The sequence below is a fragment of the Pseudomonas sp. B19(2017) genome (assembly GCF_002113165.1).
GTDB lineage: Bacteria > Pseudomonadota > Gammaproteobacteria > Pseudomonadales > Pseudomonadaceae > Aquipseudomonas.
Genome location: NZ_NEJR01000002.1, coordinates 78,514 through 102,831, shown reverse-complemented (window position 1 = coordinate 102,831; position 24,318 = coordinate 78,514). Strand labels below are relative to the sequence as shown.

General features: G+C 62.6%; 21 protein-coding genes and 4 pseudogenes. 17 read left to right on the top strand and 8 right to left on the bottom strand.

The window, feature by feature from the left end:
- Window positions 1-2: 2 nt before the first annotated feature.
- Together CAF70_RS03495 and CAF70_RS03490 are read left to right on the top strand one after the other, a co-directional pair.
- Complete coding sequence (locus CAF70_RS03495) at window positions 3-536, top strand: GNAT family N-acetyltransferase (protein ID WP_085622473.1); 534 nt, start codon at window positions 3-5, stop codon at window positions 534-536.
- 59 nt (window positions 537-595) lie between these two features.
- Window positions 596-1,735, top strand: a complete 1,140-nt coding sequence (locus CAF70_RS03490) for a glutathione-independent formaldehyde dehydrogenase (RefSeq protein ID WP_085622475.1) — start codon at window positions 596-598, stop codon at window positions 1,733-1,735.
- Between the two features lie 59 nt (window positions 1,736-1,794).
- On the opposite strand, the gene CAF70_RS03485 is transcribed toward CAF70_RS03490, so the two are convergent.
- Complete coding sequence (locus tag CAF70_RS03485; RefSeq protein WP_085622477.1) at window positions 1,795-2,706, bottom strand: LysR family transcriptional regulator; 912 nt, start codon at window positions 2,704-2,706, stop codon at window positions 1,795-1,797.
- A gap of 93 nt (window positions 2,707-2,799) precedes the next feature.
- Between CAF70_RS03485 and CAF70_RS03480 the strand changes: the two genes are divergently transcribed.
- From CAF70_RS03480 to aroE, 5 genes are read left to right on the top strand one after another with little or no spacing between them, the layout of a single operon-like run.
- The gene (locus tag CAF70_RS03480) at window positions 2,800-3,747 is read left to right on the top strand and encodes a ketopantoate reductase family protein (protein ID WP_085622479.1); all 948 of its coding nucleotides are present in this window, start codon (window positions 2,800-2,802) and stop codon (window positions 3,745-3,747) included.
- The gene (locus CAF70_RS03475) at window positions 3,744-4,142 is read left to right on the top strand and encodes a VOC family protein (RefSeq protein ID WP_085622481.1); all 399 of its coding nucleotides are present in this window, start codon (window positions 3,744-3,746) and stop codon (window positions 4,140-4,142) included. The genes CAF70_RS03480 and CAF70_RS03475 overlap by 4 nt, the downstream gene beginning before the upstream one ends.
- Window positions 4,139-4,594, top strand: a complete 456-nt coding sequence (locus CAF70_RS03470; RefSeq protein ID WP_085622483.1) for a MaoC family dehydratase — start codon at window positions 4,139-4,141, stop codon at window positions 4,592-4,594. Before CAF70_RS03475 ends, CAF70_RS03470 begins: the two co-directional genes overlap by 4 nt.
- Window positions 4,591-5,823: a CaiB/BaiF CoA-transferase family protein gene (locus CAF70_RS03465; RefSeq protein WP_085622485.1), complete on the top strand. Its 1,233-nt coding sequence runs from the start codon at window positions 4,591-4,593 to the stop codon at window positions 5,821-5,823. The genes CAF70_RS03470 and CAF70_RS03465 overlap by 4 nt, the downstream gene beginning before the upstream one ends.
- Window positions 5,820-6,638, top strand: coding sequence for a shikimate dehydrogenase (gene aroE / locus CAF70_RS03460; RefSeq protein ID WP_085622487.1), 819 nt, complete (start codon window positions 5,820-5,822; stop codon window positions 6,636-6,638). Before CAF70_RS03465 ends, aroE begins: the two co-directional genes overlap by 4 nt.
- 132 nt (window positions 6,639-6,770) lie before the next feature.
- On the opposite strand, the gene CAF70_RS03455 is transcribed toward aroE, so the two are convergent.
- Genes CAF70_RS03455 through CAF70_RS03440 form a run of 4 tightly spaced genes read right to left on the bottom strand, consistent with a single transcriptional unit; the run spans window position 6,771 to window position 10,670 of the window.
- Window positions 6,771-7,490: a proteasome-type protease gene (locus CAF70_RS03455; RefSeq protein ID WP_085622489.1), complete on the bottom strand. Its 720-nt coding sequence runs from the start codon at window positions 7,488-7,490 to the stop codon at window positions 6,771-6,773.
- A 40-nt stretch (window positions 7,491-7,530) separates the two neighbouring features.
- Entirely contained in the window at window positions 7,531-8,310 is a 780-nt protein-coding gene (locus tag CAF70_RS03450) for a transglutaminase family protein (protein WP_085622491.1), read from the bottom strand.
- Entirely contained in the window at window positions 8,307-9,257 is a 951-nt protein-coding gene (locus CAF70_RS03445) for an alpha-E domain-containing protein (RefSeq protein ID WP_085622493.1), read from the bottom strand. Before CAF70_RS03445 ends, CAF70_RS03450 begins: the two co-directional genes overlap by 4 nt.
- 3 nt (window positions 9,258-9,260) lie before the next feature.
- Window positions 9,261-10,670: a circularly permuted type 2 ATP-grasp protein gene (locus tag CAF70_RS03440; protein WP_085622495.1), complete on the bottom strand. Its 1,410-nt coding sequence runs from the start codon at window positions 10,668-10,670 to the stop codon at window positions 9,261-9,263.
- A gap of 439 nt (window positions 10,671-11,109) precedes the next feature.
- Here CAF70_RS03440 and CAF70_RS03435 point away from each other — a divergent pair.
- The 4 genes and pseudogenes from CAF70_RS03435 to dctM form a co-directional block, all read left to right on the top strand.
- Window positions 11,110-11,285 (top strand): annotated as a pseudogene (locus CAF70_RS03435) (NrsF family protein); the annotation flags it as partial.
- 22 nt (window positions 11,286-11,307) lie between these two features.
- A pseudogene (gene dctP, locus CAF70_RS03430) lies at window positions 11,308-11,721 on the top strand (TRAP transporter substrate-binding protein DctP); the annotation flags it as partial.
- A 53-nt stretch (window positions 11,722-11,774) separates the two neighbouring features.
- Entirely contained in the window at window positions 11,775-12,407 is a 633-nt protein-coding gene (locus CAF70_RS03425; protein ID WP_085622499.1) for a TRAP transporter small permease, read from the top strand.
- Window positions 12,404-13,684 carry a C4-dicarboxylate TRAP transporter large permease protein DctM gene (gene dctM / locus CAF70_RS03420; protein WP_085622501.1) on the top strand — a complete coding sequence of 427 codons (1,281 nt, stop codon included), beginning with the start codon at window positions 12,404-12,406 and terminating at the stop codon, window positions 13,682-13,684. Before CAF70_RS03425 ends, dctM begins: the two co-directional genes overlap by 4 nt.
- A 173-nt stretch (window positions 13,685-13,857) precedes the next feature.
- Here dctM and nhaA read toward each other — a convergent pair whose 3' ends face one another.
- Window positions 13,858-15,219: a Na+/H+ antiporter NhaA gene (gene nhaA, locus CAF70_RS03415; protein WP_085622503.1), complete on the bottom strand. Its 1,362-nt coding sequence runs from the start codon at window positions 15,217-15,219 to the stop codon at window positions 13,858-13,860.
- Between the two features lie 318 nt (window positions 15,220-15,537).
- Between nhaA and CAF70_RS03410 the strand changes: the two genes are divergently transcribed.
- A complete protein-coding gene (locus tag CAF70_RS03410) occupies window positions 15,538-17,508 on the top strand; it encodes a choline BCCT transporter BetT (RefSeq protein ID WP_085622505.1) in 1,971 nt (656 codons plus the stop codon).
- A 176-nt stretch (window positions 17,509-17,684) separates the two neighbouring features.
- Here CAF70_RS03410 and CAF70_RS28065 read toward each other — a convergent pair.
- Window positions 17,685-17,762, bottom strand: a pseudogene (locus tag CAF70_RS28065) (TRAP transporter large permease subunit); the annotation flags it as partial.
- Window positions 17,747-17,935, bottom strand: a pseudogene (locus tag CAF70_RS03405) (TAXI family TRAP transporter solute-binding subunit); the annotation flags it as partial. The pseudogenes CAF70_RS28065 and CAF70_RS03405, both read right to left, overlap by 16 nt.
- 145 nt (window positions 17,936-18,080) lie before the next feature.
- Here CAF70_RS03405 and CAF70_RS03400 point away from each other — a divergent pair.
- From CAF70_RS03400 to CAF70_RS03380, 5 genes are all read left to right on the top strand, one after another.
- The gene (locus tag CAF70_RS03400; protein WP_085622509.1) at window positions 18,081-18,587 is read left to right on the top strand and encodes a sigma-70 family RNA polymerase sigma factor; all 507 of its coding nucleotides are present in this window, start codon (window positions 18,081-18,083) and stop codon (window positions 18,585-18,587) included.
- The gene (locus tag CAF70_RS03395; RefSeq protein ID WP_085622511.1) at window positions 18,584-19,546 is read left to right on the top strand and encodes a FecR domain-containing protein; all 963 of its coding nucleotides are present in this window, start codon (window positions 18,584-18,586) and stop codon (window positions 19,544-19,546) included. Before CAF70_RS03400 ends, CAF70_RS03395 begins: the two co-directional genes overlap by 4 nt.
- Before the next feature lie 83 nt (window positions 19,547-19,629).
- Window positions 19,630-22,047: a TonB-dependent receptor gene (locus CAF70_RS03390; RefSeq protein WP_256573255.1), complete on the top strand. Its 2,418-nt coding sequence runs from the start codon at window positions 19,630-19,632 to the stop codon at window positions 22,045-22,047.
- 31 nt (window positions 22,048-22,078) lie between these two features.
- The gene (locus tag CAF70_RS03385) at window positions 22,079-22,387 is read left to right on the top strand and encodes a hypothetical protein (protein ID WP_085622513.1); all 309 of its coding nucleotides are present in this window, start codon (window positions 22,079-22,081) and stop codon (window positions 22,385-22,387) included.
- On the top strand, window positions 22,387-23,934 hold the full coding sequence (locus CAF70_RS03380) for a PepSY domain-containing protein (protein WP_085622515.1): 1,548 nt from the start codon (window positions 22,387-22,389) through the stop codon (window positions 23,932-23,934). The genes CAF70_RS03385 and CAF70_RS03380 overlap by 1 nt, the downstream gene beginning before the upstream one ends.
- The last annotated feature ends 384 nt before the right edge of the window (window positions 23,935-24,318 follow it).

The window sequence follows — 24,318 nt, the reverse complement described above, 5'->3', positions numbered from 1 at the left end:
CGATGAGCGAATTACAAGGATGTGTAGCATTTTCCGGTCTGGAGTGCCGGCCGGTGGGGCCATCAGACGTAGAAATGATCTGCTTGCACCGCCAGGAAATGTTTCTTGAAGCGGGTGGCGACCCTGAAGAACTGCGGCTCATGACTCAGCACTTTCGCCCATGGCTGGAGAAGCGCCTCGCTGACGGTCGGTATTACGGATTCAAACTCCTGGATGGCGACCAAGCGGTCGCAGCCATTGGCCTGATGAGCATCGATTGGCCTCCCCATCCATCGCACCCGACCCAGGACAAGCGTGGTTACGTGTTGAATGTGTTCGTCCAGCCAGCCTACCGCCGCCGAGGCCTGGCGTCGGCCTTGATGCAGGCAGCGGACGCCGAGTTCGCCCGCCGAGGAATCAGCTTCGCTGTCCTGCACGCTACCCGCACGGGCAAGCCGGTCTATGAGCAGATCGGTTGGGCTGGCACCTCGGAAATGGCCAAGGTCATTAGCGCCACTGATCTGGTTTTCACGCACGGCACTGAACACCAGGGGTAACGCCATTACCCCAACAGGGTAGGGCGCATTTCCAGCGCCCCTGGCTTCTGGAGTTCAGCATGAAAGCAATCGTATACAACGCACCGCGTGACGTTGCCGTGAGGAATGTTGCCGATGCAAGAATCGAGAAACCTACAGACGTGCTGGTGCGCATCACCACTACCAACATCTGCGGGTCCGACCTTCACATGTATGAGGGGCGCACATCGTTCGAGGCCGGGCGTGTGTTCGGCCATGAAAACCTCGGTGAGGTGATCGAGGTGGGCGCCGGGGTGGACCGGGTCAAGGTCGGCGACTGGGTCAGCCTGCCTTTCAACATCGGCTGCGGATTTTGCGAAAACTGCGAAAAAGGCCTCACAGGTTTCTGCCTCACTGCCAACCCGGGCGCTGCCGGCGCAGCATACGGCTTTGCCGACATGGGGCCCTATCAAGGCGGCCAGGCCGAGCTGTTGCGTGTGCCATACGCCGATTTCAACTGCCTGGTGCTGCCGGAGGACGCCCAGGAACGTGAAGATGACTACGTCATGCTTTCGGATATTTTTCCCACTGGTTGGCATGCAACAGAGCTGGCCGGCCTGCTACCGGGCGAGAGCATTGCGATTTATGGAGCAGGCCCTGTCGGGCTGATGGCGGCCTATTCGGCAATCATCAAAGGTGCCTCCCAGGTGTTCGTGATCGACAACCAGCCGGACCGTTTGAGGCTGGCCGCGCAGCTTGGCGCAACCCCCATCAACGCGGTCGAGCAAAAGGCCGTGGAAGAAATCATGAACCTGACCCATGGCAAAGGCACCGACCGCGGATGCGAATGTGTGGGTTACCAGTGCTGTGACAAGCATGGCCATGAAGCGAACTACCTCACCATGAACAACCTGGTTGCCTCAACCAAGGCTACCGGCGGCATAGGCGTCGTGGGTGTGTTCGTGCCAGAAGACCCAGGTGCGAAGAATGACCTGGCGAAACAGGGCAAGATGGCCTTCGATTTCGGCGCGTTCTGGTTCAAAGGCCAATTCATCCGTACGGGCCAGGCAAATGTGAAGGCCTACAATCGCCGACTGGCGCAGCTCATCCATCATGGGCGCGCCACGCCTTCCCAGATAATTTCCCATCGTTTGACACTTGCTGAAGGCCCCGATGCCTACAAGCATTTCGATGCTCGGGATGATGGCTGGACGAAGGTGGTGCTCAAGCCTGCTGCCTGATCCGTACACCGTTGCTTCCAGGGAAGGAAGCGCGGCGAGGGAAGGGCTCGCCTTCTGTGCTAACCGGCACCTGCCTGAAACAAGGCCCGAACCACCTCCCTCATCCAGCGATTGCCGCTGTCTTGCTGGTACCGCGCGTGCCAATGCTGCTTGACCGTGAACCCCTCCACTGCAAACGGGCAATCGTGCACCTGCAAACCATGCATGTCGGCCAGTGTCTGGCCGATGTGCCGTGGCAGCGTGGCCACCAGGTCGGTCGACCCGACAATCATCCCCAAGCCCAGGAACCCCGGTAGCGCCAACATGATCCTGCGTTCGATGCCTGCCCGCGCCAAACCGGCCTCCAGTAACCTTTGCCCGGTCCCGGCACTGATCTGCACATGCCCCTCGTCCTGGTAACGCGCCACGCTCATGCCTTGGCCCAGACGAGGGTGTTGTGGGTTGCTCAGGCAGACCCAGTCCTGCTCGAACAACACCTGCTGATACATCCCGGCGCCCAACCAAGGCACAAAGCCGATCGCCAGGTCCGCCTCGCCTGACTCCAGCGCACTTTCGGTATTGCCATCTATGCGCGCCGCCTCCAGTCGAATACCGGGCGCGTGGGTACGCAGGTGGTTGAGGATGGCGGGCAGCAAGGTGATGTGGCTGGCATCGCTGACGCACAGGCGAAAGCGCCGTTGCGCCGTGGCCGCAACGAATTGCGGCTCCCAGGTAGTCAGGCGGCGCAGCGACTCAAGCACCTCGCGGCACGGCCCGATCAACTGGTCGGCGCGCGGGGTAGGGGCCATGCCACCTGGCGTGCGTACGAACAGCGGGTCGTTCAGCTCTTCACGCAAGCGCCCCAGCCAGATGCTTACAGTAGGCTGGCTCTGGCCGAGCTGTTCGGCGCTACGGCTCACGCTGCGGCACTGGTACAGCACATCGAACAGCTGCAGCAACTTGGGGTCGGGCAAGGCGTCGAGCGTGCTCATTATTGTAAAACTCAATAGGCGTATTAAGCCCATTGTATAGCCGAAATAAACCTCGCTGCATAAGGTAGTTGCAAACCACAAGAGGTCTGCGACGTGAAAATCTGCATTCTGGGCGCCGGCGCCCTGGGTTGCGCCATAGGCGCGGCCTTGAGCGAGGCGGGGCATGAAACCTGGCTGTTGAACCGTGGCCGCGCACATGTCGAGGCGATGAACCTGCACGGGCTGCGCGTGCAGGACCAGCGCGGCGAGCGGCAGGTGCGGGTCAACGCGGCCTGCGACGCGGCAACCGTGGGCGTGGCCGACCTGGTGGTGGTGCTGGTCAAATCGTTCCACACCGGCGAGGCGATTGCCGGTGCCGGGGCGCTGATCGGGCCGCAGACGCTGGTGCTGTCTCTGCAGAACGGCCTTGGCCATGAAGACATCCTGGCCGAGACCGTGGGCCGTGAGCGAGTGCTGGCCGGCAAGACCTACGTCGGTGGCGTGCTGCTGGCGCCGGGGTCGATCCGTGCCGGTGTAGCAGGCAAGCATACGTTCATCGGCGAGCTCGACGGCAAGCTGACACCCCGTGTGCAGGCCATCGCCGAGGTATTCAACGGCGCCGGGCTCGCGACCACGGTCAGCGACAACATCCTGGGCACCATGTGGGACAAGCTGCTGGTCAATGTCGCGACCGGCGCGCTCAGCGCTATCACCATGCTCAGTTATGGCCAGCTCTACAGCGAGCCGCTGCTGGAAAGCACCGCCAAGGCGGCGGTGGCCGAAGCCATCGCCGTCGCTGAACGAGCAGGCATCCGCCTGGGCCTCACCCGCCCGGATGCTGCCTGGCGGCTGGCCGCCGAAGGCCTGCCGGCAAGCTTCCGTACCTCGATGCTGCAGAGCCTGGAGAAGGGCTCGGTCACCGAGGTCGATTTCATCAATGGCGCGGTCGTGCGCTGGGGCCAGCGCTACGGCGTGGCTACGCCGGTCAACGCGACCCTGGTGGCGTGCATCAAGGGGATCGAACGCGCCATGGCCGATCAGCAGAAGGGGAGTAACCCATGAGTCAGCCGAAAGCCTACCTTGAACACGTTGCGTTCTGGGTGCGGGACATCCAGTGGCACATCCGCTTCTTCAGTGAGGTGTGTGGCATGACCATGCGTGAAATACAGGGCGACGTCGAGCAGCCCGCACAGTACTGGACGCTCGGTGGCCTGCAGTTCATTCACCAGCCGGACTTTGCCGGCCCGGAAGGGCGCATGGCCCACCTGGGCATCATGTGCGAGGACCTTGAAGCTGCCCTGGCGGCGGCTCAACGTTTCGGCGTCAGCGAAATGCCCCAGGGCCGCAACTGGCTGCGCCTGCCGGACGGCCTGGCGGTGGAGTTCATTCAGGCATTGCCGGCGAAGTGCGTCGCCCAGGCATTGGCCATCGACCCACGTGCGGAGGTGAAGGCATGAGCGTGGTGGAAAAATACTGGGACGATGCCCGCGAAGGCGATGAATGCATCAGCCCCACCTACACCGTGACCCGCGAACGCATCCTGGCCTACGCCGACCTCACCGGTGACCACACCCCGGTGCATGTCGACGAAGCATACGCCAACGCAAGCCACTTCGGCTGCCTGGTTGCCCATGGCCTGTTTGGGCTGTCGATCGCCGACGGCCTGAAGACCCAGTGCGAATACCGCTTTGTGCCGGGCATGTCGCTGGGCTGGACCTGGGACTTCGTGCTGCCGATCAAGGTCAACGATGTGCTGCATGTGCGCATGCGCGTGGGGGCGATGCGCCCGAGCAACAGCCGTCCGGGCTGGGGCATCGTGGTGTTGCCGTCGGAACTGGTAAACCAGCACGGCGAAGTCGTGCAGCGTGGCGAGCACCGGCTGATGGTGCCCAGGAGAGTGCAGGCATGAGCCAGGCATTGCCATTGGCGGGTATCCGCGTCATCGACTATAGCCACTTCCTCGCCGGGCCCTATGTGGGCCGCTGCCTGGCAGCACTGGGCGCCGAGGTGATCAAGGTCGAACGGCCGGGCAGCGGCGATGCCGGCCGCCAGCACGCTTTCACCCTCGACGAGCAGCAGAGCGGTTACTTCCTGCAGCTGAACATGGGCAAACAGGGGGTCAGCGTGAACATGAAAGACCCGCGCGGCAAAGCGTTCATGCAGCGCCTGACCGACTCGGCCGATGTGTTCATCGAAAACTATCGCCCCGGCGCCCTGGACAAACTGGGCCTGGGCTATGCCGAGCTGTCGGCGCGCAACCCGCGCCTGGTGTACTGTTCGATCTCCGCCTACGGCCACACCGGGCCGGATGCCCACCGTGCCGGCTTCGGGCTGATTGCCGAGGCCAAGAGCGGGATCATGCAGATGGTCGGCGTGCCTGGCGAAGCGCCGCCGTTGCTGCGCATTTCCCTGGGCGACATGTACACCGGCATCCATGCCGTGGCGGCGATCAATGCGGCGCTGCTGGGCCGGGTAAGCAGTGGCCGTGGCCAGCACATCGACATGGCCCTGTACGACACGCTGGTGTCGATGCATGAATACGCGGTGCAGTGCTACACCTTGTCCGATGGCACCGTCCTGCCCGAACAGACCGGCCATGACATGCCGACCTCCACCTTGTACGGCGTGTTTCGCGCCGCCGATGGCGATCTGGTGATCGCTGCCCAGGTGGACGACGCCTGGAAGCGCTTTGCCGCGATGCTCGAAGCCAACGGTGGCCCGCCCGGGTTCGGCAGCGACAGCCGCTATCACAGCCTCAATGGCCGCAACGCCCATCGCCAGGCGATCCTGGCAGTGGTGCGTGACTGGGTCGGCGCGCGCCGGGTGGCCGATATCCTGCAATTGCTCGATGGCATCGACATTCCCAGCGCCAAGGTGCAGCGCATCGACGAGGTCGTGGCTGACCCGCAGATCCGGGCGCGCAACATGGTCATCGAGCAGCAGCACCCGCGCTACGGTACGTTGCGCCTGCCCAACCTGCCGTTCCGCTTTTCTGACTGCGACACCACGATCCACCAGGTGGCCCCGGACCTCGGCCAGCACAATGCCGAAGTCGCCACCGGGCTTGGCTTCAGCCCTGAAGAAATCACCGCCATGCAAGCAGACGGTGTGCTGTTCACCCACGGAGATGCCCGATGAGCGACCGCTACGCAGTGATCGGCCGACCGATCAATCACACCAAGTCCCCGTTGATTCATGGCCTGTTCGCCCAGGCCAGTGGCCAGTGCCTGGAGTACGGCGCCATCGAGGGCGAACTCGAGGGCTTCGAAGCCCAGGTACTGCAGTTTCGCGATGATGGCGGGTTGGGCATGAACATCACCGCGCCGTTCAAGTTGCGTGCCTTCGAGCTGGCCGACCAGCGCAGCGAGCGTGCCCAGCTGGCGCGGGCGGCCAATGCGCTGAAGTTCGAGGATGGCCGTATCTTCGCCGAGAACTTCGACGGCATTGGCTTGTTGCGGGATATCGAGGAGAACCTCGGTGAACCACTGGGCAATCGTCGGGTGCTGTTGCTTGGCGCCGGTGGCGCGGTGCGCGGGGCGTTGCTGCCCTTCCTGCAGGCGGGGCCAAACGAACTGGTGCTGGCCAACCGTGACATGGCCAAGGCACTTACCTTGCGCAACGAATTGAATCATCCGAGGCTGCGCATCAGCCGCTATGAGGAACTGGAGGGGCAGTCCTTCGACATCGTGGTCAACGCCACTTCCGCAAGCCTCACCGGTGAGCTGCCGCCGCTGCCTGATGGCGTGCTGGGTGAGGCGCGGCTGGCTTACGAGCTGGCATATGGCAAAGGCCTGACACCGTTCCTGCGCATGGCACAGGCACAGGGCGTGGCGCGCCTGGCCGACGGTGTCGGCATGCTGGTCGAGCAGGCGGCGGAGGCGTTCGCCTGGTGGCGCGGGGTGCGGCCTGAAACCCGTGCCGTGATCGATCGCCTGACCATTCCACTGGAGTAGCCCCTGCAACCGTGGGCTGCGCAAGCGATCCACTGTGGGAGCGGGCGTGCCCGCGAAGAATCCAGCGCGGTGCCTGGCACCGGCTGTGCCGGTGTTCGCGGGCATGCCCGCTCCCACAGGGGCCCTTGCCAGTCAGTACGGCGGCGGTGGCAGTTCGGCCAACAGTCTTTTGAGCCCGTCGCCCCACTGCCTGCGTATCTGCTCGTAATAGACATCGTCACTGGCGATACGCTGGCGTTTCGGGGTTTCCAGGCTGTCCTTGTGATACACCAGCAGGTCCAACGGCATGCCCACCGACAAGTTGCTGCGAATGGTCGAGTCGAACGAGATCAGGCCACAGCGCAACGCTTCATCGAGAGGCATCTGGTAGCCGAGGTTACGGTCGAGAATCGGCCGCCCGTATTTGCTTTCGCCCAGTTGCAGGAACGGGGTGTCTGGTGTGGCCTGGAAGAAATTGCCCTGCGCATAGACGTTGTATATGCCCATGGCGCCGCCGGCAATCTGGCCGCCGACGATGAACGAACTGCTCAGGTCGATGCCGGCCGACAGCTTGCTGCGATCACGGCCAACCACTTCGCGCAGGGTGTCGGCGACCAGTACCGTTGCATCGTAGAGCGTGGCCACGTTCAACAGGTGGGGGCCCGGGCCGCGGGTACGTTGCTGGAGCAGGTTCACCACCGATTGCGAGGTCGCCAGGTTGCCGGCGGTCTGCAGGACGATCAGGCGTTCCCCCGGCACGCTGAACACGAACAACTTGGCAAAGCTGGCGATCTGGTCGATGCCCGCATTGGTGCGTGAGTCGCTGATGAAGACAAGCCCGTCCGCCAGGTGCATGGCGACACAATAGGTCATGCTGTTTCCCTTGTTTTCTTGTGAACGGGTGCAACGCCTCTCACTGGCGGTGCACGTGCACGCTGGCCTGCATCGATTCGGCGCCACCACCGCGGCGCACGCCCCTGACCGGGCAGGCATCGAGGTAGTCCAGGCCCACTGCCAGTTTCAGGTGGCGCTCTGGCCGGGTTAGCCGGTTGGTGATGTCGAAGCTGTACCAGGCGTCATCGACCCAGGCTTCGGCCCAGGCATGGCTGGCCAGGTGCTGCTCGTCCTCGGTGCACAGGTAACCGGAGACATAGCGTGCCGGGATACCCAGGCTACGTGCGCAGGCGAGGAACGCGTGGGTGTGGTCCTGGCAGACACCGGCAGCGCCGTCGAACGCTTCAATGGCGGTGGTGCCCACCGACGTGGCCCCGGGGCTGTATGGCATGTGCTCGGCCAGGGCTTGCATCAGCCCGACCAGCGCCGCCCGGTCGCGGTGTTCGCCACAGTGCCGGTTGGCGAAGGCCTTGAGTGCATCATCGGCCTGGGTCAGGTGGCTACTGCGCAGGAATGGCAGGGGGGAGTGTTCGCCGGACTCCTGCTCGCGCTCCGGGTCGATCTCCACCTGGCCGCTGGCGGTCAGTGCCAGATGCCCGTGGGGTTTGTCCAGGGTCAGCACATGCAGGATGTTGCCATACGGGTCGATCTGGCCGTTGACCTTGCAGGGCAGGTCCAGTTGCCATTCATTGATGCGCTGGCGCTCGCTGCTGCGGGGTGTAAGGCGCAGGAACTGGATGCTGTTGCACACATCGCTTGCATAGCTGTAGGTGGTGTCGTGGCGAATGGACAGTTTCATACGACCTCCAGATAGGAGTGATGGACCGCCTGGCCCAGTTGATTGATGCGGCCGATGAAATCGGTCAGCCACGGATGCAAGCCTGCCTCGAGGATTTCGTCGATCGCGGTGTAGCGCAGGCGCGCGTTGAGTTCGGCAGCCATGCGCTGGGCGGCGCGCCTGGTGCTGCCCGGCAGGCTTGCAAGGATCTGGTCCAGTTCTTCGATGCAGGCATGTAGCGAGCGGGGCACGTCGACCCGCAGCAACAGCAACTCGGATACCGGCCGTGCACTGGGCGCGGCGCGATAGAGTTCGTTGAAGGCTTCGTAGGAGGTCAGCGCGCGCAGCAAGGCGCTCCATTGGTAATAGCCGCGGGCAGAGTCATCGCTGACCTCTTCGGAGGCCTCACCGAACATTTCATAGCGTGCATCGAGCAGCCGCAGGGTGTTGTCGGCCCGCTCCAGGAAGGTCCCCAGACGGATGAAACTGTAGGCGTCGTTGCGCATGATGGTGCCTGAGGTCGCACCGCGGAACAGGTGCGAGCGCTCCTTGACCCATTCGCAGAACTGGCTGATGCCGTAATGGCCGAGGCCATTGCCGGCAATGTTGCGCATTTCGATCCAGGTAGCGTTGATGTTCTCCCACATGTCGGCGGTGATGCGGCCACGCACTGCGTGTGCATTGGTCCTGGCCGCCTGCAGGCAGCAATAGATACTGCCGGGGTTGGTCGCGTCGAGGGCAAAGAAGTGCAGCATGCGCTCGGTGTCGAGTTCGCTGTGCCGGCGGCGGTAGTCGTCCAGCGTTCCGGATGCCAGCAACGACATGGCCAGCTCGGCATGGCCGTCACTGCGCCCGGCCTGGGGCATGAGTGATAGCGAATAGCTGACCTCGAGCATTCGTGCAAGGTTCTCTGCGCGCTCCAGATAGCGCGACATCCAGTACAGGTCGGAAGCAGTTCTCGAAAGCATGGTTCAGTCCTCCACCACCCAGGTGTCCTTGGTACCGCCGCCCTGCGACGAGTTGACCACCAGCGAACCTTCCTGAAGGGCCACACGGGTCAGGCCGCCTGGCACCAGCCGGGTTTCACTGCCAGACAGCACGAACGGGCGCAGGTCGATGTGGCGCGGGGCGATGCCGCTGTCGACGAAGGTCGGGCAGGTGGACAGGCACAGGGTAGGTTGGGCGATGTAGGCATGCGGGCGAGCCTTGATGCGGGCGCGGAAGTCCTCGATCTGGGCGCTGGTTGCCGCGGGCCCGACCAACATGCCATAGCCACCGGAGCCCTGGGTTTCCTTGACCACCAGGTCGGGCAGGTTAGCCAGGACATGGGACAGGTCTGCAGGCCTGCGGCACTGCCAGGTCGGGACGTTGTTCAGCACCGGCTCTTCGCCCAGGTAGAAGCGGATCATGTCGTCGACATAAGGGTAGATCGACTTGTCGTCTGCCACACCGGTACCCACCGCGTTGGCCAGCACCACGTTGCCGGCGCGGTACACCGAGATCAGCCCCGGCACGCCCAGCATCGAATCAGGGTTGAACGACAGCGGGTCGAGGTAGTCGTCGTCCAGGCGCCGATAGATCACGTCGACCTGCTGCGGGCCGGCAGTGGTGCGCATGTAGACATGCTCGTCACGGATGAACAGGTCCGCACCCTCGACCAGTTCGATGCCCATTTCCCGGGCGAGGAAGGCATGCTCGAAGTAGGCACTGTTGAAGCGGCCGGGGGTGAGCAGCACGGCGGTGGGGTTGTCCAGCGGGCTGGCGCTCTTGAGCGTGTCCAGCAGCAGGTTGGGGTAGTGGTCGATCGGGGCGATACGCTGGGCAGCGAACAGCTCGGGGAACAGCCGCATCATCATCTTGCGGTCTTCGAGCATGTAGCTGACCCCGCTGGGGGTGCGCAGGTTGTCTTCGAGCACGAAGTAGCTGCCATCCCCATCGCGGACCAGGTCGACGCCGGCGATATGGGCATAGAGCCCACGGTGCAGCCCCAGGCCCTGCATGGCGATCTGGTAGCCTTCATTGGCCAGTACTTGCTCCGGCGGGATGATACCGGCTTTGAGAATGCGCTGGTCGTGGTAGATGTCCTGCAGGAACAGGTTCAGGGCGTGCACCCGCTGGATGCAGCCGCGCTCGACACTGCGCCATTCGCTGGCGCGAATGCTGCGCGGGATGATGTCAAAGGGGATCAGGCGCTCGGTGTCCTGCTTGTCACCGTACAAGGTGAAGGTGATACCGGCGCGGTGAAACAGCAGGTCTGCTTCACGTCGGCGTTGCTCCAGCAACTCCAATGGGGTGTTGGCCAACCAGCGAGCGAACTCCTGGTAATGCGGGCGACAACTTCCGTTCGTTTCGTACATTTCATTGAAAAATGCCCGGGACATACCCACTCCTTGCCACCGTTGCCGGCAGCTTCATTGCGGTTCATCTACATATTTCAGGTACGGCTTTCTGGGGGTGGTGGGCGCTGTGTCTGCGGTAGCCTCGAATCCAGTCAATTGCTGTTGCTTTTTGCACGCTAGAGGTCGTTGCAATGAAGGTGCCGAAAGCCCGGCACAGCCCAGAAATGGCAAAAGTTATTGATAGGTTATTGAAACTATTAAGGTTTATTGCTGGATTCAGCGACTGCGCAGCGCGCAGCCGTACTGGAGCGGCATAGAGGCCTGCCGGAAGGTGTGCATCAAAAGGGCGCGTCATGCACCCAGCTGCAGCTTATGCCCCGAACTGGAGCGAGCCGAGGCAGCACCTACAGTGCGGTGCTCTCGTCCCACCGCCTGGCCTTGGGGGTAACCAGTTGCCAGCGCGAAGCGCATTATCGCGGGGGCCATACGCGGCCTGGCGCTGACCCGACTGCGTCAGGCTGGCGCTGCCGGCGGCATGCTCGCGGGAGCAATGGCAACCTTGGTTTACTGCCTGCACTGCCCGGAGATGGCTGTGCCGTTCTGGGGGCTTTGGTCGTGCTGGGCATGGCGCTGCCGACTGCTCTGGGGGCCGCGCTTGTTGCGCTGGTGAGGGCGGGGCGTATACCAAGGCCTGCAGACCGGCGTAGTGAATGGGGCGGAGAACCCGTACTCGAATATCTACAGCCAGAAGATGCATGAGGTGCAGAAGTACATCACCGAGTCCAACCACGGCGTGCTGGACTACATGCTGATCACCAACACCAAGTTCTGGAACGGTCTGCCAGCAGACGTGAAACCGGTACTGGAGAAGATCGTCGGCGAGGTCACCACCGAAGTGAACAAGCAAGCCGAGGCGCTCAACCAGGGCGACAAGCAGCGCATCATCGATGCCAAGACCACCGAGATCATCACCCTGACCCCGGAGCAACGCGAAGCGTGGCGTGATGCGATGAAACCTGTGTGGAAGAAGTTTGAAGGTGAGATCGGTGCTGACCTGATCAAGGCCGCCGAAGCCGCCAACACGCCTCAGTAAGGCAGTAGCCGGCCCTGCGCGAGTGGGGCCGGCTTCGCTCTGGAGATCGCGCCATGCACGCCCTCAGACGTATCTGGGAACATTTCGAGGAAGGTTTCATCGTCTTTCTCCTGGCCGCCATGACCCTGGTGACCTTCGTCTACGTGATCCTCAACAACCTCTACACCCTGTTCTACAGCGTGGCTGAGCATTGGCCAGGGGCAGCCGACCTGTTCAACGCCTTTGGCGACCAAGTGATGGACGCCGCCCAGGCGATGACCTGGAGCAATGCGCTGACCAAGGCTTTGTTTGCCTGGTTGATATTCTTCGGCCTGGCCTATGGCGTGCGCACCGCCGGCCATATTGGCGTCGATGCGCTGGTCAAGCGGGCCAGCAAGCCGGTACAACGCATTATCGGTGTAATAGCCTGCTCCAGCTGCATGGTTTATGCCGGGCTGCTGAGCGTCGCCAGCTTCGAGTGGATCGAGACCTTGCTGACCGCCAGCATCGGCGCCGAAGACCTTGGTCATATTGGCATCATGCAGTGGCACATCGGCCTGATCGTGCCGCTGGGCTTCACCCTGGTATTCATCCGCTTCGGCGAAATCATGGTGCGCATCCTCATGGGCCGCCAGGTGGGGCTGGGCCTTGCGGATGAAGCCGCCGAGGCCATGAAGCTGACCGAGCACGAGGAAGATAAACCATGACCGTCCTGTTCTTGTTCGCGGCCTTGTTCGTACTGATGTTCATCGGCGTGCCGATCGCCATTTCCCTGGGGTTGGCGGGCTCACTGGCGATCATGCTGTTCAGCCAGGACTCGGTGCGCTCGCTGGCGATCAAACTGTTCGAAACCTCCGAGCACTACACCTTGCTGGCCATTCCGTTCTTCCTGCTGGCCGGAGCGTTCATGACCACCGGTGGTGTAGCCCGCCGCCTGATCGACTTCGCCAACGCCTGCATCGGCCATGTGCGCGGTGGCCTGGCCATCGCGGCGGTGCTGGCCTGCGTCCTGTTCGCCGCGCTTTCCGGTTCCAGCCCGGCGACGGTCGCCGCCGTCGGTTCGATCGCCATCGCCGGTATGGTGCGCTCGGGTTATCCAACCGCTTTCGGCGCAGGCATCATCTGCAACGCAGGCACACTGGGCATCCTGATTCCACCCTCGATCGTGATGGTGGTATATGCCGCCGCTACCGAGACTTCGGTCGGCAAGTTGTTCATGGCAGGGGTGGTGCCGGGGTTGATGCTCGGGCTGATCCTGATGATTGTCATCTACATCGTGGCGGTGAAACGCAACCTGCCGGCGTTGCCCCGGGCTACGTTCAGCGAGTGGCTGAGCGCGGCGCGCAATGCAATCTGGGGGCTGCTGCTGATCCTGATCATTCTCGGTGGCATCTACAGCGGAATGTTCACGCCAACCGAGGCGGCTGCGGTCGCGGCGGTGTATTCGGCCTTCATCGCGCTGTTCGTGTACCGCGACATGTCCTGGCGCGAAGCACCGAAGGTACTGCTGGAGTCCGCCCGGCTGAGCATCATGCTGATGTTCATCATCGCCAACGCCATGCTTTTCGCCCATGTGCTGACCACCGAACAATTACCGCAGCAGATTACCGCCTGGGTCATCGAGGCCGGGCTTACCCCCGTGACCTTCCTGCTGGTGGTCAACGTGGTGCTGCTGGTGGCTGGCGCGTTCATGGAGCCGTCGGCGATCATCCTGATCCTGGCGCCGATCTTGTTCCCGATCGCCACGCGACTGGGCATCGATCCGGTGCACCTTGGCATCATCATGGTGATCAACCTGGAAATCGGCCTGATTACCCCCCCGGTTGGGCTCAACCTGTTCGTCACCTCTGCCGTGACCGGCATGCCGCTGGTGGACACCGTGCGTGCAGCAATGCCCTGGTTGCTGATCCTGCTGTTGTTCCTGATTCTGGTGACTTATGTGCCTTGGATCGCGTTGGTGTTGCCTGAGATGTTGGGCATGTGAACCCACAGTGATAGCGGCTTTGTATTGACGGAAGCCGTCATGGACGGGTGTCCGAACACGGTTGACCGAAACGCCATGGGCAGGATATGTGGTGGCCCGCCTGACACAGTGGGTAGCTGTGTCAGGCGTGGCGATCCGCTTGCCCAATTGCAGTGGATCGCCAGTTGATACTGCTAGACGGTCGAACCGGCTTTGCTCACGGTAGGTGCCCTGCGCAGGTTATACGCCCCCCAGGCCAGGCCTAGCAGTGCCGCCAGCACCGAGGCGGAAAGCACGCCAAGTTTGGCCGCCGCCAGCGCGCCTGGCTCGGCGAAGGCGAGATTGGCAATGAAGATCGACATGGTAAAACCGATGCCGGCCAGCAACCCGATCAAGAAAATGCTGCGCCAGCCTACCTCGGCGGGAAGCGCGCACCAGCCCAAGCGCACCATCAACCAACTGACGCCGACGATGCCCAAGGGTTTGCCAGCTACCAGGGCGACAGTGACGGCGATCATTACCCATTGCGGGGCCTCGGCAGACAGATCGACACCCGAAAGATTTACCCCGGCGTTGGCCAAGGCAAACACTGGCATGATGCCGAAAGCTACCCAGGGATGCAGGGTACCTTGCATGCGCACCACCGGCGGTACCAGTTCACGCTGGGCCAAACGCAGCCGTTTCAACGGGTCCATGAGGTCGCTGGCATCCCGCTCTGGCGCCCTGGCGCGTCCCAGCAGTTCTCCGGTAAAGCGGGTAACTGCATCCAGCGGGCGCTCGCGCATCGGCATTGCGGCTACAGGCGTCATCAGGCCCAACACAACGCCGGCGAGGGTCGGGTGGGCTCCGGTCAACAAGACACCCAGCCAGGTGATTGCGCCAGGAATGACATAGGCGTAGGCAGCACCCACACCGATCTTCTGGAGCCCGATCACCATCAGCAGGCCGATCACTGCAACGCCGAAACCGCTGTAATCCAGGCCACCTGAATAGAAGAACGCGATGATCAGCACTGCGATGATGTCATCGATGATCGCCAGGGCCAGCAGGAACACGCGGACGTTGGACGGGATCGACTTGCCGAGCAGCGCCAGAACGCCTACCGCAAAGGCGATATCCGTAGCCGTCGGTACGGCCCAACCTTGTTGTTCTGCCGATGCGTGGCCGAAACCCAGATAGAGGAGGGCGGGCACGGCGACACCGCCGACGGCGGCTGCCATGGGTAACGTGGCTTGGCGCAGGCTGGACAGTGCGCCCTCGTGGATTTCGCGACGGATCTCCATGCCGACGACCAGGAAGAAAATGGTCATCAAGCCATCGTTGATCCAGAAATGCAGGGATTGTGAATAAACCAGCGAGCCAACACCGATCGTCAACGGCGTGTGCCAAAGGCTGTCGTAGCTGTCGGCAGCTGGGGAGTTCGCCCAGATCAGTGCAGCCACAGCGGCGACCAGTAGAACAATGCCGCTGATCGCTTCAACGTGGACAAAGCGTTCAAGGTTGGCGAAGGCACGCTCGGCCAGCTCCTGGGCGCGTGGCAATTCCTTTTTTTGCATAGGCGCAAGTACTCCCGCATGGCGGCCCGACCTGCGCTGTTCTTTAACCTGCCTTACTGCACCGTGCAGCTGGCACCCATCCGGTAGTCTACCGAACAACCACCCTTAGATGAACGAAAAGTACCAAACCTTGTGTTTCTCACCGCACGCAGCAGGACACTGGTTTGAGATTTTTTCCCGCGAACGTTACGGTTTGTCGCTCTTTTCGAGCATACGGAGCTTGGCAATCGGGCATTTCTCCAGCTGCTAGCCTTGGGGAATGTCGTCGCCCCCAAGCACGCTGTGCGCATCGCCTTACAAGGAGACCTGCCGCAATGACTGCAGCCCCCAAGACCCAGGAGTACCCTCAATCCGCCTGTTTTTTACAGCAGCGCAATTCTCATCTCTCTTCTGGTCTTGTACGCCACGGCATTTCAGGAGCACGCCCAGGCGCTGTTCGAGCAACTCCAGCAATGGATTATCACCAATGCCAGCTGGTTCTACATTCTTGTTGTAGCGCTGGTACTGATAAGTGTGGTGTTTCTGGCCGTCAGCCGCTACGGAGACATCAAGCTAGGCCCTGACCATAGCGGGCCGGATTACCGAAAGAGCAGTTGGTTCGCGATGCTGTTCTCGGCAGGGATGGGGATTGGCCTCATGTTCTTCGGCGTGGCCGAACCGGTAATGCACTTCACCACGCCGCCCGTGGGCGATCCCGGCACTGTCGCTGCGGCGCGCGAAGCCATGAAGATCACCTTTTTTCACTGGGGCCTGCATGCCTGGGCAATCTATGCGATCGTCGCGCTGATTCTGGCCTACTTCAGCTTCCGCAACGGCTTGCCGTTAACCTTGCGTTCGGCGCTCTACCCGCTGATTGGCGAGCGGATCTATGGTCCTGTCGGGCATGCCGTGGATGTTTTCGCCATTCTCGGCACGGTGTTTGGTGTGGCGACCTCGTTGGGTTACGGAGTGTTGCAGATCAACAGCGGTTTTCACCATGTATTCGGTTTGCCGGTAAATACCACCGTGCAGGTCATCCTCATCACCGCCACCTGCGCTTTGGCGACACTCTCGGTAGCCAGCGGTCTGGATAAAGGGATCCGCATCCTGTCCGAGCTTAACCTGAGTCTGGCGGTAATCCTGATGCTGTTCGTGCTGCTGCTTGGGCCCACGGTATTCTTGCTGCAGACGTACGTACAGAATACCGGCGCCTACCTTTCGGACATCGTCAACAAAACCTTCAATCTCTACGCTTACGAGCCCACTGACTGGATTGGTGGCTGGACTTTGCTGTACTGGGGCTGGTGGTTGTCATGGTCGCCTTTCGTGGGACTCTTCATCGCGCGTATTTCCCGGGGACGGACCATCCGTGATTTTGTCTGCGGCGTACTGTTCGTACCTACGGGTTTCACGCTGCTCTGGATGACGGTATTTGGCGACTCGGCGATCCATATGGTCCTTAACGATGGCGTAAAGGATCTGGCAGCGTTGGTCAGTGAAGACAGTTCCCTCGCCTTGTTTGCGTTCCTGGAGCATTTTCCGTTCTCCAGCGTCATTTCGCTGGTCGCGGTGCTCATGGTGGTAGTGTTCTTTGTGACCTCGGCGGACTCTGGTGCGTTGGTTGTGGATATGCTGGCGTCTTCCGGGCAAGGCCATTCCCCGTTGTGGCAACGTATCTTCTGGTCAGTCAGCATTGGCGCGGTGGCGATCGCGTTGTTGCTCGCCAACGGTCTCAAGGCGTTGCAGACCGCGACCATTGCCAGCGCTTTGCCGTTCGCCGCCATCTTGCTGACTGCGATTTGGGGCTTGTTCAAGGCTCTCAGTCTGGATGCGACTCGCCGCGGGTTGCGTAATCAAGCGTTGCCTGGCCCCCGACATACCCGTCACCCTCACGGCGGCTGGCAGCGTCGACTGCGCAATATCGCTTTGATGCCACGTCGGGCCCATGTGACCCGCTTCATTGTCGAGGTGGTCAAGCCAGCCTGTGAAGAAGTAGCCTCGGAGTTGCGCAAGCAAGGCTACGACGTGGCCGTGAATGAGCGCGATGATGGGCGGGTAGCACTCGAGCTCTCCCATGTCGGCGAAGGACGTTTCCTCTACGAGGTGCGGCCACGGGCCTTCAATACTCCGAGCTTCGTCATGCGTGACACTGAAGACGGTGCCGATGCCCGCAAGTATTTTCGGGCGGAAGTGCACCTGAGAGAGGGTGGCCAGGACTACGACATCATGGGGTGGAGCCGCGACGATGTGATTGGCGACATTCTGGACCAGTACGAGCGCCACCTGCATTACCTGCACGTGGTGAGCTGAAGTTTACTCGGGCTTGCCCAGACGGAGTCAGGGCAGGGCGGTCCGCCTGCTGTCCAGGAGTGGATTTTCACAGGACCAGAAGTCTACAGCAGCAATACTGAGTCTGGGGAGCGCGCAGGATGATGGCTGAGCCAAGGATGACGATGGCGGTCAGGGCCAGGCCGACCATTCCCGGATTTGTAGCCGAAGCGCTTCATCAGCGGAATGGTGAACTGCCCGGTGGTGACTACGTTGGCCACCACACTACCGGTAACGTCGCGGCCAGGTCACGGATAGCCGCTTGACCGAGTCCCGAGGATTGGAGCGTGGCGTCGAGTTGACGGTTCTTGATCAGTTCGACGGACTCCGCATAGGGCAGGTATTCGACTTTGCCCATGTCCTGGTAGCTAAGCCCCGCGGCTTTGAAGATAGCTCGGGCATTCAGCTGCGCGAACGGGCGCTGGAGACTCAGGCCCTGAGCCTGGTTCACATCAGTGAGGCTTTTACTGAAGGGACGAAAATTCTGCGACCCCGTTGTTAAACCTTGTACTGAAGATAATAATGAGAAGAAATATCATTAGTACGGTGTCGTCGTGGCAGATTACCAACCCGTCAAAGATGCATTTTCCGAGCTCTACGGCACCAACCACCGTTGGCTGACGACCTGGCTCTATCGTCGTCTGCAATGCCCGCACGATGCCGCAGACCTGGCCCAGGACACCTTCCTGCGGGTCATGAGAGCGTCGCAGCCGGTCGCTATCGAGGAGCCGCGTGCATTTCTCGCCACCGTCGCCCGGCGCCTGCTAAGTAACCTGTTTCGTCGTCGAGCGCTGGAAAGGGCGTACCTGGAAGAGCTGGCCAACTTCATGGAGGCCTGTGCGCCCTCCGAAGAAGAACTTGCCTTGGTGCACGAGGCGCTGGTTCAGATCGACCAGATGCTGCACGACCTGCCGTTGCGGGTGCGCCATGTCTTCATTCTCAGTCGCCTGGATGGCCTGCCGCAGCCGCAGATCGCCCGGCAACTGGGTATTTCCCTCGCCACCGTGGAGCGCGACCTGCGCCGCGCCTTCCTGCATTGCCTGAGCGTCACTGGCGCATGACCTGCCAATCCTCTGAGCAGGTGCTGCACGAAGCCATCGACTGGATGCTGCGCCTTGAACACTTGCCCGCCAGCGACCCCGCGCATCAGGCGTTCGAGCAATGGCACCAGCATTGTGCCGAGCATCGGGTTGCGTGGCAGCGGGTGAACAGTGTGCTCGGGTCCGCTCTGGCTGATCTGCAGGACCTGCCAGGCCAGGTACAGCTAGGCAGCCGCGCCTTGCGTGCGTTGCCCAACCCTTCGCGGCGAAACCTGCTGGGCAAGGGCCTGGCACTGTTGCTGCTGGGGGCCGGTGGGGTCGGTGTACTCAACCGCCTGGCCCCGGTGGCCGACCTGCTGGCCGACGCCCACACCGCCACCGGCGAGCGCAAGACCTTACTGCTCGCCGATGGCAGCCGTCTGAGCCTCAACGCCCGCAGTGCGGCCGATATCCGTTTCGACGCACGGCAGCGGCGGGTAGTGTTGCGCGCGGGTGAACTGCAGATGCAGGTGGAGCCTGACCGTGCACGGCCACTGATTGTCGCCACCGCCCATGGCGAGGTGCGCGCGACGGCAGCCCGCTTCATGGTGCGTCAGGAAGCTGAGCGCTGCATGGTATCGGTCCAGCGGCACAGCGTGCTGCTAAGCACCGCCGACGGCAGCACCCGGCGGGTGGAGGCGGGCCAGGCGTTCGGCTTCGACCGGCGTGGCAGCGTGGCTGTGGCACCGTCGATGCGTACTCGCGATGACTGGGTACAGGGGCGGGTCGAAGCCCAGGACGAACCCTTGGGCGAGCTGGTGGAGGCGCTGCGCCCGTATTACGGCGGCCTGCTGCGCATCAGCCCGCAAGCTGCGCAGGTCCGGGTGTTCGGTACCTTCCTTGTGGACGATATCGAGCGCACCCTGACGTCGTTGAGCGAGACGCTACCGATCAGGGTCGAAACCCTGGGCTTCTGGCTGACCCGGATCGACGTGAAGTAACGACTTTTTTGCGGGGGCGATGAGGGGGTTCCGTATCTCGGGTGTCCTGGCTATGAAAGATCCCCCAGACGAGCCGACAATCCATGCCCCATCCTTCGCTGCGCCCCCATGCCCTGGCTGCCGCCATTGCCCTTGCAGGCCTGTCCTGGCAAGCCGTCGCCCAGAACGAGCAGGTCAGCCATAGCTTCGACCTGCCCGCCGCACCCTTGGGCAGCACCCTGACCCGCATTGCCCGGGAGACCGGCAACGTGCTCTCGATATCGCCCGCGCTTATCGAGGGCAAGACTGCCCAGCCGGTACGCGGACAGATGACCACGCAGCAGGCGATGGAGCAGGCGCTGCAGGGGAGTGGGCTGCGCCTGGAGGTCACCTCGAGCGGTAGCTGGAACCTGTTGCCCGTGGCGCCGGACGGCGCGCAGCTGGAGCTGCCAGCGATGTCGATCGTCGGCATGCAGACCAGCGCGCCGACTTTTTCAGTGGGTACCAAGGTTCCACTGCGCCTGCGGGAGGTGCCGCAGACCATCAACGTGATCGGCCAGGAGCGGATCCAGAAGCAGAACCTCTATACCCTCGAGGATGCGTTGGGTGAGGTTGGCGGCGTGACCGTGCAACGGATCGATGCCAGCCGCTTGAGCTTCTTCTCGCGTGGCTTCGAGATAACCTCGCTGCAGCTGGACGGCACACCGACCACCATGGACAACCGGATCTTTCTGTCGCCGGACCTGACCATGTACGACCGCGTCGAGGTACTCAAGGGGCCGTCCGGCAGCCTGACCGGCGCCGGGGGGGCGGGCGGCAGCATCAACCTGATACGCAAGCGCCCGCTGGCCGACGCGGCGGTATCGGCCGAAGTCAGCGCCGGCTCCTGGGACAACTACCGTGGCATGGTCGACGTCACCGGCCCGCTGACCGAGGCCGGCAACGTCCGTGGCCGCCTGGTGCTCAGCCAGCACAACCAGGCCTTCCCCTACGATGGCAGCGGCAAGCGTGAGTCGAACCAGGCCTACGGTATCGTCGATATCGACCTGACCCCGGATACCGTCTGGACCATCGGTGCCAGCAACCAGAACACCGACATTCGCGGCGCCCAGCGCTCGCTGCCGGCGTTCCGCTACACCAACGCCGCAGGCGAAGCAGCCATGTCGCTGCCAGACGTCTCGCGCAAGAACTTCTACGGCGCCAACTGGAACCGCGACTACTTCTGGAGCACTGCGGTGTTCACCGAGCTTGAGCATCAGCTTGGTGGCGGCTGGAAGACCAAGCTGGCGGTGCGCCATGCCGACAACAATTACGATCTGACCCAGGCCTACGCCCGCAATGGCGGTGGTATCGACCCGGCCGACAACCTGGTGTCGATGAACTCGATCATGTTCGACTACCGCGAGAAGCAGGACGAAGTGGACCTGTACGCCGACGGCCCGTTCAGCCTGTTCGGCCGTGAGCACAAGCTGCTGGTGGGCACCAATTACTCCCGTTCGGAGTTCTCTTCCAACGGCGGCTACTATTCCAGCTTCCTGGGTGATGTGGACCTGTACGACCCGCAAGCGAACTTCCCGTTCCCGGAATTCCCCGATTCCGATCGCCTGCCCACCAACGTTGCCAACACCCGCTCCAAGGCAGTCTACGGCAACATGCGCCTGAGCCTGAGCGACCCGTTGACCCTGGTACTTGGCGGCCGTGTCACCTGGCTGGACATGCACCGCAGCCAGCACCAGCCGGAAGCCGGCTCGCCGTCGGAAAAGGCCAGCCAGAGCGAGTCGCAGAAGTTCACCCCGTTCTATGGGTTGATCTACGAGCTGAACGACACCTACTCGCTGTATGCCAACTACGCCGAGGTGTTCAACCCGCAGCCGGTCAGCAACCTGGATATCAACAACAGCATCATCGACCCGATCGAGGGCAAGCAGCATGAGCTCGGCATCAAGGGCGAATTCCTCGACGGTGCGCTGAACGCCTCGCTGGCAGCCTTCCAGATCGAGGAAGAGAACCGCGCCATCCCCGACATGAACGACCCGAACTCGCGGGCCGTGGTGGCTGGTGGCAAGGCGCGCACCCGTGGCTACGAGATGGAAGTGAGCGGGCAGGTGACGCCTGACTGGTTCCTCACTGCCAACTTCGCTCACACCTACAAGCGCTACGACAGCCCCAACGAACAGTTGCAGACCTATTTGCCGAAGAACATGTTGCGGGTCTGGACCCTTTACAAGCTGCCCGGTGAGCTTGAAAAGTGGAGCGTGCAGGGCGGCGTGAGCGTCGTCAGCGAAACCTACAACAAACTGTACGTGCCCGGCCTGGACATGGACGGCACCAAACTACAGCAGAGTGGCTACGCGCTGTACGACGCGGGTGTCGGCTACCAGATCGACGAGCATCTGTCAGCGGACCTGCTTGCCACCAACCTGACCAACAAGAAGTACTACCAGCGCATCAACACCTTCCAGGACGGAAACATCTTCGGTGACCCCCGTGCGGTCTCATTGACCCTGCGCGCCAAGTTCTGAAGAAGCGCCGTGAAGGAGTGAGGAGAACAGGGTGGAACGACCGGCGTCGGACAAGAAAAGCGCTCGGCACCGACAGCGCGCGGTGTGGCTGCTGCTGGCCCTGCTGCTGGGCTACCTGTTCATCTGGCCATTCAGCGCCATCGCCGCGCTGGCCCTGGCATGGCTTGGGCAAGCGCCAAGTGAGGCGGTACTGAGCAGTTCGATTGGCTCCTTCGTGCTCTACCCGGCACTGGTGCTCTGGTTGTTGTGTGCCCGTCGGGCGGTGCGCAACGCCCTTTGGCTGGCCTGCGTGTCGCTGGCGCTGCTGGCCCTGCTGCATGTGCTGGCGGGTGCCGGGTGATGTTCGACGGTGTCCGCCAGGCCATGCTGTGGGCGCACCGGGTGCTGGGCCTGGGTTTTTCCGCATTGTTGCTGGTCGCGTTTTTCATGGGCAGCCTTGCGTTATACGACCGCGAACTGGACAGCTGGATGTTGCCGGCGCTGCGTGTGGCGCCGGCGACCGCACCGCTGTCGCTGGACCGGCAGGTATTGCCACGGGTGGCTGGCTTGAGCGAGGGCAAGGCGCTGCTGCAGTGGTATGTGGAACTACCCGATGCACGCCGCCCACTGCTGCGTTTTCAGGCCTGGAGCGTCGAGCGCCAAGGCTTCAGCCGGTTCCTGCTACCTGGCAACGACGGTGAGATATTGACTGCCGGTAGCCGTGGCGGTGACTTTTTCTACCGTCTTCATTACACCCTGAACATCAATGCCTGGAACCTCGGTACCCGGCTGCTGGGCCTGGCCGCGATGGTCGGGCTGATCGCCCTGGTCGCCGGGGTGTGCATCCATACGCGATTGTTTAAGGATCTGTTCACCCTGCGTGCCGACAAGGCGCCGCGACGCTTGCTCGACCTGCACAACCTGACCGGTGTGTTCGCCTTGCCGTTCCACGCGCTGATGCTGCTGAGCGGCCTGCTGATCCTGTTCCCGCTGTACTTGCCGGCGGCCATCGATGCGCTGTATCCAGGCCAGGCCGAGCAGTTCGCGGTGCAGGCCAACGCCGCCTTCAGTCGGCCGGCGGCGGGCACGCCGGGGCCATTGGCTTCCATCGACAGTATGCTGGTCGAGGCCCGCCAGCACTGGGGCGGCGGTACGCCAGCGTTCGTCAGGGTCTGGCACCCGGGTGATGCCAATGCCTATGTAGAGGTCAGTCGCAGCCTGGCCGACCGCCTGAGCCTGGACGGCCAGACCCTGTACTTCGAGGGCGCTAGCGGGCGGCTGCTGCATGTGTCGCGGCTGCCGCCCGCTGCTGCGACCCTGGATGTGTTGGCCGGGCTGCACGTGGCGCACTTCCATCAGCCCGGCTTGCGCGCCCTGTACTTTTTCGCAGGCATCAGCGGTTGCGTGATGCTCGCCAGCGGCCTGCTGTACTGGCTGGCCAAACGCCGCCTGCAGCAGGCGGCCCGGGACAGGGGCGGGATGGCGATGACGCTGGTGTGCAGCGTGCTGATCACCGGCATGCCGCTTGCCACCTTGGCCATGCTGGTGGCGAACCGCTGCCTGCCGTCGACCTTGAGCGGGCGTGCCGACTGGGAAGTGCGGGTTTTCTTCGCCGCCTGGCTGCTCGCCGGGCTGCACGCGCTGTGGGTGATGGGCCGTTGTGCTCAGGCTCGCGCGCCCTGGGCCGCACAGTGCCTGGCGATCAGCATGCTGGCGTTGCTGGCTGTGCTGTCGAACGCCTGGAGCACAGGCGATCATCCATGGCAGGCGCTCAGCCAGGGGTTGTGGGCGGTGGCCGGTGTGGATCTGGCACTGCTAGCCAGCGCGCTGCTGGCCGGCAGCCTGAGCTGGCGCCTGCGACGAAGCGCTGCGGCTGGGCATCGGTTGGCGGAGGTCAAGGATGCCTGAATGGCTGACCAGCGGGCTTGTGCTGGGGCTGCAGACGCTGGGCCTGGCGTTGCTCGCCCTGAGCCAGGCTGGCCATTGGCAGCGGGTGATGCAGCCGCGAGCGTTTCCCGGGGTACGCGCTCTGCGATGGTGCCCACTGCTGGTATCGAGCGTGGCTTGGCTGGTGGGGTATGCCGGCCTGGGTCTGGCAATGGGAACATTGCTCTGGGTTTTGGCCCTGGCGCCCTGTGGAATCGGCGTAAGTCTGATGTTGTGCCGAAGAGGCTAATCGCTATCTGATCAGGAACATGCTCTATGGTGATGCTGGTCAGTCCATGGTCCAGCTCCCGCTGAGCCAGTCCATTTTGGGGTTAGGGAAGGTCATTGCAAGTTCCTGTTCGAAGG